Annotated in this window: 12 protein-coding genes and 1 tRNA gene; 5 read left to right on the forward strand and 8 right to left on the reverse strand. The window is 71.2% G+C overall.

The window, feature by feature from the left end:
• Window positions 1-4 precede the first annotated feature (4 nt).
• Together ABIB53_RS10675 and ABIB53_RS10680 are read right to left on the reverse strand one after the other, a co-directional pair.
• Window positions 5-841, reverse strand: a complete 837-nt coding sequence (locus tag ABIB53_RS10675; protein WP_229298871.1) for a class I SAM-dependent methyltransferase — start codon at window positions 839-841, stop codon at window positions 5-7.
• Window positions 841-1,398 (reverse strand): hypothetical protein, encoded by a 558-nt coding sequence (locus ABIB53_RS10680; protein WP_354588135.1) that lies wholly within the window; start codon window positions 1,396-1,398, stop codon window positions 841-843. The genes ABIB53_RS10675 and ABIB53_RS10680 overlap by 1 nt, the downstream gene beginning before the upstream one ends.
• Before the next feature lie 123 nt (window positions 1,399-1,521).
• On the opposite strand from ABIB53_RS10680, the gene ABIB53_RS10685 reads away from it, so the two are divergent.
• On the forward strand, window positions 1,522-3,435 hold the full coding sequence (locus ABIB53_RS10685; protein ID WP_354588136.1) for an acyltransferase family protein: 1,914 nt from the start codon (window positions 1,522-1,524) through the stop codon (window positions 3,433-3,435).
• The gene (locus ABIB53_RS10690) at window positions 3,432-4,493 is read left to right on the forward strand and encodes a sugar phosphate nucleotidyltransferase (RefSeq protein ID WP_354588137.1); all 1,062 of its coding nucleotides are present in this window, start codon (window positions 3,432-3,434) and stop codon (window positions 4,491-4,493) included. Before ABIB53_RS10685 ends, ABIB53_RS10690 begins: the two co-directional genes overlap by 4 nt.
• Window positions 4,494-4,507: 14 nt before the next feature.
• Here the strand turns inward: ABIB53_RS10690 and polA are convergent, their stop codons facing one another.
• Complete coding sequence (polA, locus tag ABIB53_RS10695; protein ID WP_354588138.1) at window positions 4,508-7,183, reverse strand: DNA polymerase I; 2,676 nt, start codon at window positions 7,181-7,183, stop codon at window positions 4,508-4,510.
• 208 nt (window positions 7,184-7,391) lie between these two features.
• On the opposite strand from polA, the gene ABIB53_RS10700 reads away from it, so the two are divergent.
• The 3 genes from ABIB53_RS10700 (at window position 7,392) to ABIB53_RS10710 (ending at window position 10,268) form a co-directional block, all read left to right on the forward strand.
• Window positions 7,392-7,748, forward strand: coding sequence for a hotdog fold thioesterase (locus tag ABIB53_RS10700; RefSeq protein WP_123091664.1), 357 nt, complete (start codon window positions 7,392-7,394; stop codon window positions 7,746-7,748).
• A gap of 529 nt (window positions 7,749-8,277) precedes the next feature.
• The gene (locus ABIB53_RS10705) at window positions 8,278-9,519 is read left to right on the forward strand and encodes a hypothetical protein (protein WP_354588139.1); all 1,242 of its coding nucleotides are present in this window, start codon (window positions 8,278-8,280) and stop codon (window positions 9,517-9,519) included.
• Entirely contained in the window at window positions 9,516-10,268 is a 753-nt protein-coding gene (locus tag ABIB53_RS10710) for a DUF554 domain-containing protein (protein WP_354588140.1), read from the forward strand. The genes ABIB53_RS10705 and ABIB53_RS10710 overlap by 4 nt, the downstream gene beginning before the upstream one ends.
• A 48-nt stretch (window positions 10,269-10,316) precedes the next feature.
• Here the strand turns inward: ABIB53_RS10710 and ABIB53_RS10715 are convergent, their stop codons facing one another.
• The 5 genes from ABIB53_RS10715 to gltB all read right to left on the reverse strand — a co-directional run bounded on the left by ABIB53_RS10715 (window position 10,317) and on the right by gltB (window position 18,645).
• Window positions 10,317-10,925, reverse strand: coding sequence for an ANTAR domain-containing response regulator (locus ABIB53_RS10715; protein WP_123091662.1), 609 nt, complete (start codon window positions 10,923-10,925; stop codon window positions 10,317-10,319).
• 51 nt (window positions 10,926-10,976) lie between these two features.
• Window positions 10,977-11,059, reverse strand: a tRNA-Leu gene (locus ABIB53_RS10720).
• Between the two features lie 37 nt (window positions 11,060-11,096).
• Window positions 11,097-12,542, reverse strand: a complete 1,446-nt coding sequence (gene pyk / locus ABIB53_RS10725; RefSeq protein WP_354588141.1) for a pyruvate kinase — start codon at window positions 12,540-12,542, stop codon at window positions 11,097-11,099.
• Between the two features lie 99 nt (window positions 12,543-12,641).
• Window positions 12,642-14,099 carry a glutamate synthase subunit beta gene (locus ABIB53_RS10730; RefSeq protein WP_251720281.1) on the reverse strand — a complete coding sequence of 486 codons (1,458 nt, stop codon included), beginning with the start codon at window positions 14,097-14,099 and terminating at the stop codon, window positions 12,642-12,644.
• Window positions 14,092-18,645 (reverse strand): glutamate synthase large subunit, encoded by a 4,554-nt coding sequence (gltB, locus tag ABIB53_RS10735; RefSeq protein WP_354588142.1) that lies wholly within the window; start codon window positions 18,643-18,645, stop codon window positions 14,092-14,094. Before gltB ends, ABIB53_RS10730 begins: the two co-directional genes overlap by 8 nt.
• Between the last annotated feature and the right edge of the window lie 150 nt (window positions 18,646-18,795).

The raw sequence follows: 18,795 nt of genomic DNA on the forward strand, positions 1-18,795 counted from the left end.
CCGCTCAGTCGATCGTGCTGGCCTTCTTGCTCGGGTAGAGCTTCTTGGCGAGGGGCACGAGACCGGGGTAGGTGTGGATCGCCTTCCACGCGGCCTTCTGCCCCGGGCCGAGGGCACCGGCGTACGCGAGACGGCGCCAGCGCACGTCGAAGGTCTCCGCGCTGCCCCGGGCGCTCGCCGCGTCGCGGCGGAAGCTCAGGGCGTGCAGGCCGTTGGCCCACAGCGGGTCGTCGTTGGACCGCGCATCCCAGCGGCGCTCGACCCGCCACTGCGGGTGCCGCGCGATGTACGCGTCGTGGGCGTCGCTCACCATCGGGTAGGTCGCGTCGTCGACGAGCACGAGCGCCTCGTCGGCCAGCCACGGCTCGATCATGCCCAGGGCGAGGTAGTGCGAGGTCGCCGTGTGCTCGCCGTCGTAGAAGTAGACCCCGACCGGGCGGTCGAGCAGCCCCGGACGGCGCAGCAGCTCGAAGCAGTTGCCCTCGAGCAGCCGGACGTCGGCGTGCGCGGCGTGGCGCGCGAGGTTGTCGTGCAGCTCCTGGCGGGCCTGCTCCCCCTGCATGCCGAACTCGAGGTAGTTCTCGAGGACGTAGAAGACGCGGTCGTCGACGCCCTGCACCGCCCCGCACATCGAGCGCCCCTTGTAGGAGCCGACCTCGAGGTAGCACTCGTCGGGCGGCAGCAGCCGGGCGGCGACGTTGAGCACGGCCAGCTCGGCCGCCGAGGTGTACCCCGCGACGTCCTGCACGAGCTGCCCGTAGCGGGCGTCGACCGGCTCGTTGTCCTGCGGGTCGCCGGCGAAGGCCTCCTCGACCCCGTCGAGGAAGCGGGCGAGGTCCATCAGCGGTCCCAGTCGTCGTCGGAGCGACGACGCGCCCGACGGGGCTCGTCGTCGAGGTCGAGCGAGTCGACGTCGTCCTCCTCGTCGCGTCGCCGCGCGGTGCGCCCGCGCGCCGGCTCGTCGCGCCGACGCTCGTCGTCGAACGGGGAGCGCCGGCCCCGCCGCTCGTGGCGGGCCTCACGCTCGTCGCGGCGCAGGCCGTCACGGTCCTCGTCGAGGTCGTCGTCGTGCCGGAGGTCGATGTCGCGCGCCGACTGCGTGCGGCGGGTCGTGCCGAAGAGGACGAGGCCGAGCACCGGCACGCCCAGCCCGGCGCCGAGAGCCGCGGCCGCCTTGTAGCGGTTGGAGGTCTCCGGGCCGTCGCACGTGGCTTGCGCCTCCACGTTGGGACTAGCTGCCGATCCGCAGAAGAAGAGGCCCCCACCACCCTGCGGCAGGGATACAGGCGTGAGGTAGAAGTATCCCGCGAGCATGAGGAAGGGCAGGCCGAGGATGACCGACCACTTCGTGCTGTCCGGGATAGAGATCGCGCCGTTTGCTTCTGGGTTCTCCGACATGGCGCGAATGCTACCCATCGGTTGCGTCATACTGTCGGCCACTGACCCGAAGCAGGGAGCATGACCTCGGCCTCACCAGCGCGCACCCCTCACCCGCACCGGTCCCTGACCTACCGTCCCGCCGTGGACGGCCTGCGGGCGCTCGCCGTCCTCGCGGTCGTCGTCTACCACGGGGTGGAGCGCGCGCTGCCGGGCGGGTGGTTCGGCGTCGACGTCTTCTTCGTCATCTCCGGCTTCCTCATCACCTCGCTGCTGCTCGCCGAGCACCGGCGCTGGGGGTCGATCCACCTCGCCGGCTTCTGGCTCGCGCGGATGCGCCGCCTGCTGCCGGCCCTCTTCCTCGTCCTGCTCGCCGTCGTCGCGCTCACCGCCCTCCTCTCCCCCGTCGGCCAGCGGGCCTCCGTCGGCACCGACGTCCTCGCGACGCTCGGCTACGTCGCCAACTGGCGCTTCCTGCTCGGCGACGAGGCCTACTTCGCCCAGATCGCGGTGCCCTCCCCCCTTCGCCACACGTGGTCGCTCGCGGTCGAGGAGCAGTTCTACCTCCTCTTCCCCCTCGTGCTCTCGCTCCTGCTCGTCTGGACCCGGCGCCGGGTGCGGATCGCCCTCGTCCTCGGCGGGCTCGCCCTCGTCTCGGCCGCTCTCATGGCCGGTCTGCACACCCCGGGCGCGGACGTGAGCCGGGTCTACTACGGCACCGACACCCGGGCCCACGAGCTGCTGGCCGGCGCGATGGTCGCCGCGCTCGTGGCCCGCGGACCCGGGGCCCTGCCGGCCGCCGTCGCCCGCCGCGTCGACCAGGCGGCCCGGGTCGCGGCGCTGCCGGCCCTGCTCCTCGTCCTGTCCTGCTTCTGGTGGGCCACGGCCGCCCAGGACGCCCTGCTCGGCGGGCTCCTGCTGCCGATGTGCCTCGCGGTGGCCGTGGTCGTCCTCGCCGCGGCGAGCAGCACCCCGTCGCCGACCCAGCGTCTGCTCGCCCTGGAGCCGCTGCGCCGGGTCGGCCTCGTCTCCTACGGGCTCTACCTCTGGCACTGGCCGGTGATGATCTTCCTCACCCCCGCGCGCACCGGGCTGCCCGAGCTCGCGACCTTCGCGCTCCAGGTCGTCCTCAGCCTCGCGCTCGCCGCCGCCTCCTACCGGTGGGTCGAGCAGCCGGTACGCCACCACGGCGCCCGGGCCCTCGTTCCATCAGCCCCGTGGCTGGGTCGCGCTATAGCCTTTGCTGCCGTCCCTGCTCTCATCACCGCATCGCTGTCCCTGCCTGCGATCGGGGCGCTGCTACGGCCAGTGAGCACGAGTCCTGACGACGTGGTCACCGTGCGAGCCAGTCCATACAGACCTGGCCCCGAAGTGCTGAACATCTATCTCGTCGGCAACTCTGTCCCCGCTAGCGTTGCGGACGCCTTCGAACCTGCGTCATACCCCGACATCTCCTTGACCAGCATGACGAATGTCGGGTGCGACCTGACGCCCGCAGCCAAGGTCGCAGACGGCGAAGCCGTCGAGACGACTCCTGAATGTATGGGCTGGCGGGATGACTGGGGCTCTGCGGTCGCAGACGGGAAGGCGGACGTCGTCGCACTGTTCGTGCCTCACACGTTCCTCGTCGACCGCCTCATCGACGGGCAGGTCCGTCCTTTCGGCAGCCCCGAGCACTCCGCTTACATCCGGCAGCAACTGCGAGGAATGGTTCAAGACCTCTCAACTGGTGGAGCGAAAGTCGTGCTCGTCGACCTGGCGTGCCATCGCATGCCTGATCTCGGCAACGAAGAGATCAAGCGCATCAACAACGACAAATACACGGAAGAGCTGAACGCCCTCGTCCGCGCCTGGGCGGAATCTCATGACATCCCCGTTATGGATCAGTTCGGCCTTCTCTGCAGCGGTGGTTATCGAGCCGTCCTCAATGGTGACGAGCTGTACGGCGACGGGATCCACTTCACGCAGGACTCCGGCGAGACCTTCTGGACCTGGCTGGCGCCGCAGCTGCAGGCCGTCGGCGAGGACCGCCCGCTGACGACCCGCGCCGGGTCGTGAGCGTCTCCCCCGCCGCCGGCGTCGTGCTCGCCGGCGGGCTCGGCACCCGGATGCGACCGCTCACCGCGAGCACCCCGAAGCCCCTCCTGCCGGTCGGTGGCGAGCCGGTCGTCGTGCACCAGCTGCGCATGCTCGCCGAGATCGGCGTGCGCGAGGTCGTCGTCGCGACCTCCTACCGTGCTGCGGACTTCGCCGTCCTCGACCCGGTCGCCGAGGACATCGGGCTGCAGCTGCGCTGCTCGGTCGAGGAGGAGCCGCTCGGCACCGGCGGTGCGCTCGGGGCGGCGCTCGGTGCGCTGCCCCCCGGCGAGCCGGACGACCCGGTCGTCGTGCTCAACGGCGACCTGCTCACCGGTCACGACCTCGCCGCCCAACTCGCCGTGCTCGCGCGCTCCCCGCGGGAGGTCGAGGTGGTCCTCCACGTCCGCGAGGTTGCCGACGCCCGCGCGTACGGCAGCGTCGTCGTCGAGGGCGAAGGGGTGGTCACCGCCTTCGTCGAGAAGTCCGACGCTCCCCCGTCCCGGCTCGTCAACGCCGGCACCTACGTCGTGCGGCGGCGGCTGGGGCGAGACCTCGGCGCGAGAGGTGGCGCACCGCTCTCGCTGGAGCGCGACGTGCTGCCCGGGCTCGTCGCGCGGCGCACGGTGCGCGCGCACGTCGAGGACGCGTACTTCGTCGACGTCGGGTCCCCCGCCGCCCTCGTCGCCGCGTCGGCGGACGCCGTGCTGCGCGGCAGCCCCCGCGCCGAGCGACCGACCGGTGCGACCGCATGGGTGCACCCGCAGGCGCACGTCGACCCTCGTGCGCAGGTCGGGGCGGGGAGCACCGTGCACACCGGCGCGCGGATCGGCCCGGGCGCGGTCGTGACGGGCAGCGTCGTCATGGCCGGCGCGGTGGTCGAGGACGGTGCCGAGGTCGAGCGCAGCGCGCTCGGCCCGGGCGCGGTCGTCGCAGCCGGTGCCCGACTGACCCGGTGCGCGCTCGGCGCCGGGGCGCGCGCCGACGAGCGGGCCCGCCTCGCCGACGCCCTCGTCGACGGGCCGACGGGCACAAGCTGACGGGCTAGGAGCGCCTAGTGCGCGGCGTCGTGCCAGGAGCGTCCGGAGCCGATGCTCACCTCGAGCGGGACGTCCATCGGCACCGCGCTGCCCATCTGCTCGCGCAGGAGGGCCTCGACCTGGTCGCGCTCGCCGTGGGCGACCTCCACGACGAGCTCGTCGTGGACCTGCAGGAGCACCCGTGACCTCAGCTGCTGCTCGCGCAGCGCGGTGTCGACGCCGAGCATCGCGACCTTGACGACATCGGCCGCCGACCCCTGGATCGGCGCGTTGAGCGCCATCCGCTCCGCCATCTCGCGACGCTGCCTGTTCGAGCTCGTGAGATCGGGCAGGTAGCGACGGCGGCCGAGCATCGTCTCGGTGTAGCCGGTGGCGCGGGCCTGGACGACGACCTCCTGGAGGTAGTCACGCACCCCGCCGAAGCGCTCGAAGTACTCGTCCATAAGGCCCTTGGCCTCGCCGGCGCTGATCGTCAGCTGGCGAGAGAGGCCGAAGGCGGACAGCCCGTAGGCGAGGCCGTAGCTCATCGCCTTGACCTTGCTGCGCATCTCGGAGGTGACGTCCTGGGGCTCGACCCCGAAGACCCGCGACCCGACGAAGCGGTGGAGGTCCTCGCCGGACTGGAAGGCCTCGATGAGCCCCTCGTCGCCGGAGAGGTGGGCCATGATCCGCATCTCGATCTGGCTGTAGTCGGCCGAGAGCAGGCACTCGGCCTCGGGCCCGACGACGAAGACCTCGCGGATGCGCCGGCCCTCCTCGGTGCGGATCGGGATGTTCTGCAGGTTGGGGTCGGTCGAGGACAGCCGGCCGGTCGCGGCGATCGTCTGCTGGTAGGTCGTGTGGATCCGCCCGTCGTCGGCGACGGACTTGATGAGCCCCTCGACGGTGATCCGCAGCCGGGCGGCGTCACGATGACGCAGCAGCGCCTCGAGGAAGGGGTGCTCGGTCTTGACGTAGAGGTCGGCCAGCGCCTCGGCGTCGGTCGTGTACCCGGTCTTCGTCCGGCGAGTCTTGGGCAGGCCGAGGGTGTCGAAGAGGACGACCTGGAGCTGCTTGGGCGAGCCGAGGTTGATCTGCTCGTCGCCGATCGCCTCCCACGCGTCCTGCTGTGCCTGCGAGACCTTGTCGGCGAAGTCGGCCTCGAGGGTGGTCAGCGCCTCGCGGTCGGCGGCGATGCCGGCCTGCTCCATCGCCGCGAGCACGTGCACGAGGGGGAGCTCGACACCGTGCAAGAGCTCGGTGCCACCGGTCTGCTCGACCTGGTCGACGAGCACCGCGGCGAGGTCGACGACCGCCCGGGCCCGGACCATCGAGGCCTGGGCGGCCTCGTCGTCGTCCGCGGAGAAGTCGAGCTGGCCCTGGTCGGCGTCGCCGCTGTCCTCGACGCGCAGCTCACGGCCGAGATGGCGCACGACGAGGTCGCCGAGGTCGTAGGAGCGCTGGTCGGGCCGCACGAGGTAGGCCGCGAGGGCGGTGTCGACGGTCAGCCCGTCGACGACCCACCCGCGGGCTCGCAAGGCGTGGATCGGCCCCTTCGCGTCGTGCATCGCCTTCGGCCGGGCCGGGTCGGCCAGCCAGGCCGCGATGGCGGCGTCGTCGCGCGGGTCGAGGTCGACGACGTCGACCCAGGCCGCCTCGCCCTCGCCGGTGGACAGCCCGAGCGCGCTCACCTCACCGCTCCCCCGCCCCCAGGACCCGACGACGTCGAGACCGACGAGCGCGTCGGTGCTCGCGTGCTCCTGCAGCCACGGGGCCAGCTCGCCCCCGGCGAGGACGGAGCCCTGGACCTCGAGACCGCCGCTCACCTCGTCGGTCGTCGTCTCGAAGGTCTCGAAGAGCCGGTCGCGCAGCACGCGGAACTCGAGGCTGTCGAAGACCCGGTGGACCTCCTCGCGGTCCCACGACGCCCGCTCGAGGTCGGCGATCTCGACCGGCAGCTCGAGGTCGCGCAGGAGGTGGTTGAGCCGCCGGTTGCGCAGGACGTCGGGCAGGTGGGTCCGCAAGGACTCGCCGGCCTTGCCCTTGATCTCGTCGGCATGGGCGACGACGCCCTCGAGGTCGCCGTACAGGCCGAGCCACTTCGCCGCGGTCTTCGGGCCGACGCCCGGCACGCCGGGCAGGTTGTCGCTCGTCTCGCCGACGAGGGCTGCAAGGTCGCTGTAGCGCTCGGGCGGCACGAGGTACTTCGTCTCGACGGCCGCGGGGTCCATCCGCCAGACCTCGGAGACGCCGCGCACGGGGTAGAGGAGGGAGACGTGGGGGCTCACGAGCTGGAAGGCGTCGCGGTCGCCGGTGCAGATGACGACGTCCATGTCCTGCGCTCGTGCCATCGTCGTCAGCGTGGCGATGACGTCGTCGGCCTCGAAGCCCTCGATGCCCACGTGCCGGATGCGCAGGGCGTCGAGGATCTCGCGCACGAGCGCGACCTGGCCCTGGAACTCGCCCGGGGTCGCCGAGCGCGTCGCCTTGTACTCCGCGTACTGCTCGCTGCGGAAGGTCTGGCGCGAGATGTCGAAGGCGACGGCGACGTGGGTCGGCTGCTCGTCGCGCAGGACGTTGATGAGCATCGCCGTGAAGCCGTACACCGCGTTGGTGTGCTGCCCGGTGCTCGTGGAGAAGTTCTCCACCGGCAGGGCGAAGAACGCGCGGTAGGCCAGGGAGTGCCCGTCGAGGAGGAGAAGTCGGCTCACGGCCACCACCCTAGGTGGTGGAGGTGACACCCCAGGGTGTCCGGGTCGCGACGGCCCCGGTCGTAGTCTGAGCCGGTCCGACCCGTTGCCGCACCGCCGCCCAAGGAGCCCGACCGTGCCCGAGAACCCCCTCGCCGACCTCCCCCCGCTCACCGACGAGGAGCGCGAGCAGCTCGCCGCCACCGGCCGCGGCACGCTCGTCGAGCGGATGGACATCGAGCTGCTCCAGGCCTCGGCGGAGCGCGTCGTCGGGCGCATGCCGGTCCTCGGCAACACCCAGCCCTACGGCCTGCTCCACGGCGGCGCCTCCGTCGTCCTCGCCGAGACCCTCGGGTCGATCGGCTCGGCGCTGCACGCCGGCGAGGGACGCATCGCCGTCGGGCTCGACATCAACGCGACGCACCACCGCGCCGCCCGCTCCGGCCACGTCGTCGGTGTTGCGACCCCGCTCTCGCTCGGTCGCTCCGTCGCCGCCTGGGAGGTCGTCATCACCGACGACGAGCACCGTCGCGTGTGCACCGCCCGCATCACCTGCATGCTGCGAGACGCCCCTCCCGGCGCCTGATCGAGGAGACATGCGAACACTTCGGGCTGGTCTCCCCCGAGGCAGCGGCTCTGGGAAGAGCTCAAAGCGCCGGAAACCCGGTTCAGTCGTCCGATCCATCTCACGACTGCATCCGAGAACCTGGGACGAGAGCGACTGGCTGTTTGCTCTGATGGTCTTGGCCGTCACTGCCGCCCCCGTGGTCGCACTAGTGGAAGCCTTGGCCAAGGGCTGGACGCCGCAGGGTGACGACGCGACCATCGCGATTCGGGCTGCAAGCGTCCTCGATGGTGCATGGCCCGTGTCTGGAATGCGTAGCACCAGCGGCGCAGACGACCCGGCTCTGGCAGCGCATCACCTGGGACCGATCGAGTTCTACATCTTGTCCCTCCCCCTAGCGCTATCAGGGGGAGGCTCGTTCGGCATCGCCTTGGGATGCACCGCAAGCGCCGCCCTGTGCTCGACCGCGGTCCTCACATGGACGAGGCGCCTGGCCGGCGAGCTAGGGGTGCTTCTGTTTGGTGCAGCGACAGTCGTCACCCAGTGGGCTATGAGCACCCAGCTCCTCTACCGCCCGCTGAACCCATTCTTCGGAATGCTCCCTGTGCTTCTCAGCTTGGTGACTACGTGGGCTGTCGTGCAGGGCCACCGACGCGCGTGGCCGATGTGGGTCGCTGCCACCTCAGTGGCGGCGCAGGCCAATCTCGCCTTCGTCCCTTTAGTGGCGTCCATGGTCGTGTTCATCTTGATCACTTGGCTCGTTGGCCTCCTCCGCGCGACGAGCAAACGAACTCACCTGCGAGACGCCCTGCGCGCCCGATCAATCTGGATCGCGGCTGGCCTCGGGTGCCTTCTCTGGTTGCCGGTCATCGTCGAGCTGATTCGAAACAACCCGAACAACGTCCAGCAGCTCGTGGCCTGGGTACAGTCTGGCGCCGGTACCAACACTCGGACAGGACTGAGGGAAGCCATCCGGCACGTCGCGATCCTCGCCCCCGCGCCGGGCGGTTTTCGAGGCTACTCTTTCGACTTCTTGACGGCGGGGTCACCTCTCGCGAGGGCCATCGGCGGGCTGGTGCTACTTGCGTTGACATTCGTCGCGTTCGCACCCGGAAAATTTCCGGGCCGTCATGCCGCGCGCATCCCAGCGCAGATCGCCGTGGTGGCCAACATCGCACTCGTGGCAACCGCCGCCCTGATGCCTCGGTACCCGAACGCACCGTACTGGCTGGCGCACTGGATCCCTGTGGCCACCTTTACCTGGTCAGCGGTCGCAATGGGCGGTGCCGCCAGATGGGAACGGATTTCACCTGCACTGCCGTCGTGGCCAGTTGCGCGAATCGGCCTTGGCGTAGCTGCGGTGTCGGTGGTCTTGCAGACCGCCGGTGCGAGGCCCGCTCTCGAGAACGGTTCGTCCAACACAACAGCTGCGGCCATTGCCGTAGACAACCTCGGCGATGGGCGGGGAAGGTCGGTCCGAATCCACGGGCTGGGCTTCGTCCCCCTCCTTGGGACTGCGCCTGCAGTTGCCTTCGAGCTGCAGAGGAACGGGTGGGAGCCCCATTACCTGCTCCCGTGGCCCTTCCCCGAGGACGCCGAACACCTCTGGCTGGACTCCGACCCAGCTCCAACGGAAAAAATCATCATCGTGGACAGCTCGGAGCCCGATTTCAACGACGGGATCCCGACGAACGCACAGATGATGGGGCGGGTCGAAATCGGTGAGAAGGGTCGAATGCTGACCCTCTATCGTGTGCCCGGCAGCAGTCCCGAGGCGAAGGAGGGATCGTGACCTTCGTCGGTCTCGGCACCGCGCTCAACGTGCTCACCGTACTCGTCGGCGGGGGGCTCGGCATGCTCGTCGGCGGCCGCCTGCCCGAGCGCACCCGGGACGTCGTCACCGACAGCCTCGGGCTCGTCACCCTCCTCATGGCGGGCCTGTCCGCGGTCGAGGTGACCTCACCGGTGCTGCGCGGCGCCCTCGGCTCGGGCGCCCCCGTGCTCGTCGTCCTCGGCTCGCTGCTCGTCGGCAGCATCATCGGCTCGCTGCTGCGCATCGAGGAGCGTCTCGAGCGCCTCGCCGGCACCGTGCAGCGGGCCGTGGGGCGCGGGGGCACGAGCCACGAGTCGAGGGAGCGCTTCGTCGAGGGGTGGCTCACCGCGAGCCTGCTCTTCTGCGTCGGGCCGCTCACCATCCTCGGCAGCCTCGACGACGGGCTCGGCCGTGGCATCGACAAGCTCGCGCTCAAGTCGGTGCTCGACGGCTTCGCCGCCCTCGCCTTCGCCTCGACCTTCGGCGTCGGGGTGCTCTTCTCGGCGGTGAGCGTCCTCGTCGTGCAGGGCGCCCTCACGCTCGCCGGGGTGCTCCTCGGCTCGGTGCTGCCCGAGCCGCACATCCTCGCGCTCACCGCGACCGGCGGGCTCGTCCTCGTCGGCATCGCCCTGCGCCTGCTGCGCATCCGCGAGATCCCCGTGGGCGACATGCTGCCCGCGCTCCTCGTCGCGCCCCTGCTCACCCAGCTCGTCGTCGTGCTGCGCTGAGGCTGCGGGCGGACGCACGAAGGGGGACCCGAGGGGATCCCCCTTCGCTCAGGCCTTGTCCATCCCGGCGACGACGGCGTCGGAGACCTCGCGCATGCCCATGCGGCGGTCCATCGCGGTCTTCTGGATCCAGCGGAAGGCCTCGGCCTCGGAGATCTTCAGCTTCTTCATGAGCACGCCCTTGGCCTTCTCGACGGCCTTGCGGGTCTCGAGACGCTCGCCGAGGTCGGCGACCTCGGACTCGAGCGCCTTGAGCTCGGACCAGCGCGAGCTGGCGACCTCGATGGCCGGCAGGACGTCGGAGGCGCTGAAGGGCTTGACGACGTAGGCCATGACACCGGCGTCACGGGCGCGCTCGACGAGCTCCTTCTGGCTGAAGGCGGTGAGCATGATGACCGGGCAGATGCGCTGTCCGCCGACGGCCTCGGCCGCGGCGAGACCGTCCATGACGGGCATCTTGATGTCGAAGATCGCGAGGTCCGGCTTCAGCTGCTCGGCGAGCGAGACGGCCTGCTGGCCGTCGCTCGCCTGGCCCACGACCTCGTAGCCCTGCTCGGTGAGCATCTCGGCGAGGTCGGTACGGATCAACGCCTCGTCCTCGGCGATGAGGATCCGCAGGGCGGAGGAGCCGGTGGCGCTGGTCTCGGTGGAGCTCATGGTGACCTCACTCGTCGTGTCTCGACGGACTCGGGGACGGGGTGGAGCGGGTGCCGGGAGCGGGACTTGAACCCGCACGCCCTTACGGGCAAAGCATTTTGAGTGCCTCGTGTCTGCCATTCCACCACCCCGGCGGGGGGCGGTTGGCAGCCTACCGGGGCGCCCGACGGGTCACATCATGCGGTAGGCGCTCGCGACGCCGTTGCGGGCGTCGCCGATGCGGTGGACGCGCACGGCGTTCGTCGAGCCCGGGATGCCGGGCGGGGAGCCGGCGACGATGACCACCTTGTCGCCCTCCTCGACCCGGCCCGCGTCGAGGAGGATCTCGTCGACCATCATCGCGTACTGGTCGGTGCTCGTCACGGGAGGCGTCAGGAAGGTCTCGATCCCCCACACGAGGGCGAGCTGGGAGCGCACGCTCTGGGTGGGGCTGAAGGCGAGCGTCGGCAGGGCTGGCCGCAGCTGGGCCAGCCGGCGCGCGCAGCCACCGGTCTGGGTGAAGGCGATGAGGTACTTGACGTCGAGCTCGGTGCCGATCTCCGCCGCCGCACGGGTGATGACCGCGCCCTGGGCGGAGCCCATGCCGGAGAGGTGGTCGATGCGCTCGAGCCCGTTGTCCTCGGTGCTCTCGATGATCCGGGCCATGACGGTGACGGCCTCGATGGGGAACGCCCCCGCGGCGGTCTCCCCGGAGAGCATGAGTGCGTCGGCGCCGTCGAGGACGGCGTTCGCGGCGTCGGAGGCCTCGGCCCGCGTCGGCCGGCTGCTCTCCATCATCGACTCGAGCACCTGGGTGGCGACGATGACGGGCTTGGCCTTGCGGCGGGCCATGTCGACCGCGCGCTTCTGCACGAGCGGGACCTCCTCGAGCGGCATCTCGACGCCGAGGTCGCCACGGGCGACCATGATCCCGTCGAAGGCGTCGACGATCGCGTCGAGGTCGTCGACGGCCTGGGGCTTCTCGATCTTGGCGATGACGGGCAGGCGGGCGCCCTCCTCGTCCATGATCTCGTGCACCCGGTCGATGTCGCGGGCGCTGCGCACGAAGCTCAGCGCGACGAAGTCGACCCCGAGCCGCACGGCCCAGCGCAGGTCGTCCTCGTCCTTCTCCGACAGCGCGGGCACGGAGACCGCGACGCCGGGCAGGTTGATCCCCTTGTTGTTCGACAGCGGCCCGCCGTAGACGACGACGCAGCGCACGTCGGTGTCGGTGACCTCCTCGACGGTCAGCGAGATCTTGCCGTCGTCGACGAGGATGCGGTCTCCCGCGCTGACGTCGCCGGGCAGGCCCGCGTACGTGGTGCCGACGACCTGCTGGTCGCCCGGCACGTCGCGGGTGGTGATGGTGAAGTGCTCGCCGGGCGTGAGGATGATCGGCCCGTCGGCGAAGCGCCCGGTGCGGATCTTGGGCCCCTGGAGGTCGGCGAGCGTGCCGACGGCGCGCCCGGCCGCGTCGCCCGCGGCGCGCACGGCGCGGTAGTTCGCCTCGTGGACGGCGTGGTCGCCGTGCGAGAGGTTGAGCCGGGCGAGGTCCATGCCCGCAGCGACGAGCTCCTGGATCTTCTGCGGGGTGGAGGTCGAGGGGCCGAGGGTGCAGACGATCTTCGCGCGACGCATGATCCTCATCCTACGACCGGGGGCAGGACGCACGTGACCCGCACCACAGGGCGTGGTGCGGGCCAGCGGTCGTGCGAAGGGGGGGTCGCCCCGGCCTGCTCAGGCCATGAGCGGGCGGTCGGTCGGGTTGACCGGGCGCGGGAGCTTCGAGCTGCCCATGAGGTAGCGGTCGACCCCGTGCGCGGCGGCGCGGCCCTCGGCGATCGCCCACACGATGAGCGACTGGCCCCGGCCCGCGTCGCCGGCGACGAAGACGCCGGGCACGGTGCTCATGTACTGGGCGTCGCGCACGACGTTGGAGCGCTCGTCGAGGTCGACGCCGAGCTGCTCGACGAGCCCCTGGGCCTGCGGCCCCAGGAAGCCCATCGCGAGGAGCACGAGTTGCGCGGGCAGCTCGCGCTCGCTGCCGGGCACCGGGGTGAAGCCGTCGGCCCCGCGCTCGACCTCGGTGAGACGCAGCCCGCTGACGCGGCCCTGCTCGTCGCCGACGATCTCGGTGGTCGACACCGCGTAGAGACGCTCGCCGCCCTCCTCGTGGGCCGAGGCGACCCGGAAGAGCGAGGGGTAGGTCGGCCAGGGCTGCCCGGCGACCCGCTCCTGCTCGGGCTGCGGCATGATCTCCAGGCTCGTCACCGAGCGGGCGCCCTGGCGGATCGACGTGCCGAGGCAGTCCGCGCCGGTGTCGCCGCCGCCGATGATGACGACGTCCTTGCCCTCGGCGGTGACCTGGCCGGGCGCCTCCTCGCCGACGGCGACCCGGTTGGCGTCGGGCAGGAAGTCCATCGCCTGCATGACGCCCTCGAGCTCGCGACCGGGGACGGGCAGGTCGCGCGGGACGGTCGCCCCGACGGCCAGGACGACGGCGTCGTAGCGGTCGCGCAGCTGCTGGCCGGTGATCTCGACGCCGACGTCGACGCCGGAGCGGAAGCGGGTGCCCTCCGAGCGCATCTGCGCCAGACGGCGGTCGACGACCCGCTTCTCCATCTTGAACTCGGGGATGCCGTAGCGCAGCAGCCCGCCGGGCTTGTCGGCCCGCTCGTACACCGCGACGGTGTGACCGGCGCGGGTCAGCTGCTGGGCGGCGGCGAGGCCGGCCGGGCCCGAGCCGACGACGGCGACGGTCTTGCCGGTGAGCCGGTCGGGGATCTGCGGGGCGACGTCGCCGCGGCCGAAGGCCTCCTCGATCGTCGTCACCTCGACCTGCTTGATCGTCACCGCGGGCTGGTTGATGCCGAGGACGCACGCGGTCTCGCACGGCGCGGGGCACAGCCGCCCGGTGAACTCCGGGAAGTTGTTCGTCGCGTGCAGCCGCTCGATCGCGTCGTGCCACTCGCCCTTCCACGCGAGGGTGTTCCACTCGGGGATGAGGTTGCCCAGCGGGCACCCGGAGTGGCAGAAGGGGATGCCGCAGTCCATGCAGCGGCCGGCCTGGCGCTCGAGCTGCGCGAGCTCCTGCTCCTCGTACACCTCCTTCCAGTCCTTGATCCGGACCTCGACGGGCCGCCGCTTGGGCAGCTCCCGCTCGCGGGTGGTGAGAAAGCCCTGGGGGTCAGCCACGGGAAGCCTCCATGATCCGGTCCCAGACCTGCGCGCCGTCGGCGTCGAGGCCCTCGGCCTCGGCCTCGGCCCGCACGTCGAGGACGCGCTGGTAGTCGCGAGGGAGGACGAGCGAGAAGCGGGCCAGACCCGCCTCCCCCTCGTCGAGGAGCCGCTGGGCCACGACCGAGCCGGTGTGCTCGACGTGGGCCTGCAGCAGCCGGCGCACGACCGGCTCGTCACCGGTGCGCAGCGGGGTGACGTCGACGAGCTCGGTGTTGACGAGCGCGTCGTCGAGGTCGAGGACGTAGGCCTGCCCGCCGGACATCCCGGCGGCGAAGTTGCGGCCCGTGGCGCCGAGGACGAGGACCGTGCCACCGGTCATGTACTCGCAGCCGTGGTCGCCGACCCCTTCGACGACCGCGGTCGCCCCGGAGTTGCGCACGCAGAAGCGCTCGCCGACGACACCACGCAGGTAGATCTCGCCCGAGGTCGCGCCGTAGCCGATGACGTTGCCGGCGATGACGTTGTCCTCTGCGACGAGGGCCGAGTCCTCCGGCGGGGTGACGACGACGCGGCCGCCGGACAACCCCTTCGCCACGTAGTCGTTGGCGTCGCCGACGAGCCGCAGCGCGACCCCCTTCGGCAGGAAGGCGCCGAAGGACTGGCCGGCGCTGCCGCGCGCGGTGATGTCGACGGTGCCCTCGGGCAGGCCCTCGGGGTAGCGCTTGGTCAGCTCGTGGCCGAGCATCGTGCCGACCGTGCGGTTGACGTTGCGGATCTCGACCTCGCCGCGGGACGGCGCGCCGTCCTGCAGTGTCGGCCGGGCGATCTCGACGAGGCGGTGGTCCAGCGCGCGCTCGAGGCCGTGGTCCTGCGCCTTCGTGTGGCGGATGCCGGAGCCGTCGAAGGCCTCGACCTTCGCCAGGACCGGCGCGAGGTCGAGCCCGGCGGCCTTCCAGTGCTCGACGGCCCGACGCGTGTCGAGCATGCCGATCTGGCCGATGGCCTCCTCGACGGAGCGCAGGCCGAGGGCGGCGAGGTGCTCGCGCACCTCCTGGGCGATGTACTCGAAGAAGGTCTCGACGAACTCGGGCTGACCGGAGTAGCGCGCCCGCAGCTCGGGGTTCTGCGTCGCGATGCCCACGGGGCAGGTGTCGAGGTGGCAGACGCGCATCATGATGCAGCCGCTGACGACGAGCGGCGCGGTCGCGAAGCCGAACTCCTCCGCGCCGAGCAGCGCGGCGATGACGACGTCGCGGCCGGTCTTGATCTGCCCGTCGACCTGCACGACGATCCGGTCGCGCAGCCCGTTGAGCACGAGCGTCTGCTGGGTCTCGGCGAGCCCGAGCTCCCAGGGGCCGCCCGCGTGCTTGAGCGAGGTGAGCGGGGAGGCGCCGGTGCCGCCGTCGTTGCCCGAGATGAGCACGACGTCGGCGTGGGCCTTGCTCACGCCCGCCGCGACAGTGCCGACGCCGACCTCGGAGACGAGCTTGACGTGGATGCGCGCCGCCGGGTTGGCGTTCTTGAGGTCGTGGATGAGCTGGGCGAGGTCCTCGATCGAGTAGATGTCGTGGTGCGGCGGCGGGCTGATGAGACCCACGCCGGGGGTCGAGTGACGGGTCTTGGCCACCCACGGGTAGACCTTGTGGCCCGGCAGCTGTCCCCCTTCGCCCGGCTTGGCGCCCTGCGCCATCTTGATCTGGATGTCGTCGGCGTTCGTCAGGTACGCGCTCGTCACGCCGAAGCGGCCCGAGGCCACCTGCTTGATCGCGCTGCGGCGCTCCGGGTCGACGAGACGCTCGAGGTCCTCGCCGCCCTCGCCGGTGTTGGACCGGCCGCCGAGCCGGTTCATCGCGACGGCGAGGGTCTCGTGCGCCTCCTGGCTGATCGAGCCATAGCTCATCGCGCCGGTGTTGAAGCGCTTGACGATCTCGCTCACCGGCTCGACCTCGTCGACGCCGATCGGCTCGCGCCGCTCGCCGCCGCCGAGCTCGAAGAGCCCGCGCAGGGTCATGAGGCGCTCGGACTGGTCGTCGACGCGCTGGGTGTACTGCTTGAAGATGTCGTAGCGCCGGGCCCGCGTCGAGTGCTGGAGGCGGAAGACGGTGTCGGGGTCGAAGAGGTGCGGCTCGCCCTCGCGGCGCCACTTGTACTCGCCGCCGGTGGCGAGGTGACGGTGCGGCAGGGCCATCCCGTCCGGCGGGTAGGCCGTCGAGTGACGGGCGGCGGTCTCCGCGGCGACGACGTCGAGACCGACGCCGCCGAGCTGGCTGACCGTGCCGGTGAAGAACTCGTCGACGAGCTCCTGCGAGAGGCCGAGCGCCTCGAAGACCTGCGCGCCGCGGTAGCTCGCGACCGTCGAGATGCCCATCTTCGACATCACCTTGAGCACGCCCTTGCCGAGGGCCTTGATGAGGTTCTTCACGGCCTGCTCCTCGCTCACCCCCTCGATGACGCCGCGACGGACCATGTCCTCGACGGACTCCATGGCGAGGTAGGGGTTGACGACGGCGGCGCCGTAGCCGATGAGCAGGGCGACGTGATGGACCTCGCGGACGTCGCCGGCCTCGACGAGCAGACCCACCTGGGTGCGGGTCTTCTCGCGGATGAGGTGGTGGTGCACCGCCGAGGTGAGCAGCAGCGAGGGGATCGGGGCGAGGTCGCGCCCCGAGTCGCGGTCGGACAGGACGATGAAGCGGGCGCCCTGCTCGATCGCGGCGGAGACCTCCGCGCAGATCTCCGTGAGCCGGGCGCGCAGGGCGGCCTCGCCGCCGCTGACGTCGTACAGGCCGCGCACGACGAGGGTCGCGTAGCCGGGCAGGTCGCCGTCGGCGTTGATGTGGACGATCTTCGCGAGCTCGTCGTTGTCGATGACGGGGAAGGGCAGGATCACCTGGCGCGCGTGCGCGGGCTCGGCGGTCAGCGCGTTGCCCTCCGGGCCGATCGCCGTGCCGAGGGCGGTGACGAGCTCCTCACGGATGGCGTCGAGCGGGGGGTTGGTCACCTGCGCGAACATCTGGTTGAAGTAGTCGAAGATGAGGCGCGGCTTGCTCGACAGCACGGCGATGGGGGTGTCGGTGCCCATCGAGCCGAGCGCCTCGCCACCCTGCTTGGCCATCGGCGTGAGGAGGATCGACAGCTCCTCCTCGGTGTAGCCGAAGGTCTGCTGGCGGCGGCGCACGGAGGCCGGCGTGTGCATGACGTGCTCGCGCGGCGGCAGGTCGGCGAGCATGATGCGGCCGGCGTGCAGCCAGTCCTCATAGGGGTTGGCCTCGGCGAGCCGGGACTTGATCTCCTCGTCCTCGACGATCCGCCCCTCCTGGGTGTCGACGAGGAACATCTTGCCGGGCATGAGCCGGCCCTTGCGCACGACCCGCTCGGGCTCGAGGTCGAGGACGCCGGACTCCGAGGCGAGGACGACGAGACCGTCGTCGGTCACCCAGTAGCGGCCGGGGCGCAGCCCGTTGCGGTCGAGGACGGCGCCGGCGAGGCGGCCGTCGGTGAAGGTCACGCAGGCCGGGCCGTCCCACGGCTCCATGAACATCGAGTGGAACTCGTAGAAGGCCTTGCGAGCCGGGTCCATGCTCTCGTGGTTCTCCCAGGCCTCCGGGATCATCATGAGCACGGCGTGCGGCAGGGAGCGCCCGCTGAGGTGGAGCAGCTCGAGGACCTCGTCGAAGGAGGCCGAGTCCGAGGCGCCCGGGGTGCAGATGGGGAAGAGGCGAGAGATGTCGCCGGGGATGAGCGGGGAGGTCAGCTGCGACTCCCGGGCGTGCATCCAGTTGCGGTTGCCCTTGACCGTGTTGATCTCGCCGTTGTGGGCGATGAAGCGCATCGGGTGGCTCAGCGGCCAGCTCGGGAAGGTGTTCGTCGAGAAGCGCGAGTGCACGAGCGCGAGCTCGGTCTCGAAGCGCTCGTCGCGCAGGTCGGGGTAGAAGGGCTCGAGCTGGGTGGTCGTCAGCATGCCCTTGTAGACCATGGTGCGCGAGCTGAGCGAGGCGAAGTAGACGTCGGCCTCGCGCTCGGCGCGCTTGCGCACGCAGTAGGCGAGGCGCTCCAGGGTCATGCCGGTGATCTCGCCCTCCGGGGCGGCCACGAAGAGCTGGCGGAAGAGCGGCATGACCTCGCGGGCCATGTCGCCGACGATGTCGCGCTCGACGGGCACGTCGCGCCACCCGAGGACGACGAGTCCCTCCTCGCGCACGATCGTCTCGATCGCGGCGACGACCTCGGCGCGCTGGTCGTCCTCGCGCGGGACGAAGGCTGTGCCCACGGCGTACGCGCCGGCAGCGGGCAGCTCGAAGTCGACGACCTCGCGCAGGAATCGGTCGGGGACCTGGGTGAGGATGCCGGCGCCGTCGCCCACGAGCGGGTCGGCCCCCGTCGCGCCGCGGTGGTCGAGGTTGATGAGCGCGAGCAGCGCGTGGTCGACGATGTCGCGGCCTGCGTGCCCCCGCATGGTGGCGACCATGGCGACGCCGCAGGCGTCGTGCTCGGCCTCACGGCGGTAGAGCCCCGTGTCGGCCGGGTGCGCTGAGAAGCGGTGGAAGGGCGAGGTCGTCACCGACGATCACCGTCCTTATCTCTCGAGGGGGACGCCCTGGCGTCGCCGCAGCGAAGAGACGTGCAGGCGGGCCCGAGGCGTGCGGGCGGCGTGGACGGCAGCGGCCACGCGGCGAGAGTAGCAGGACAGCGTCTTACCTGGTGACCGTCC

It is taken from the genome of Janibacter sp. UYMM211, from assembly GCF_040547045.1.
Taxonomy (GTDB): domain Bacteria; phylum Actinomycetota; class Actinomycetes; order Actinomycetales; family Dermatophilaceae; genus Marihabitans; species Marihabitans melonis.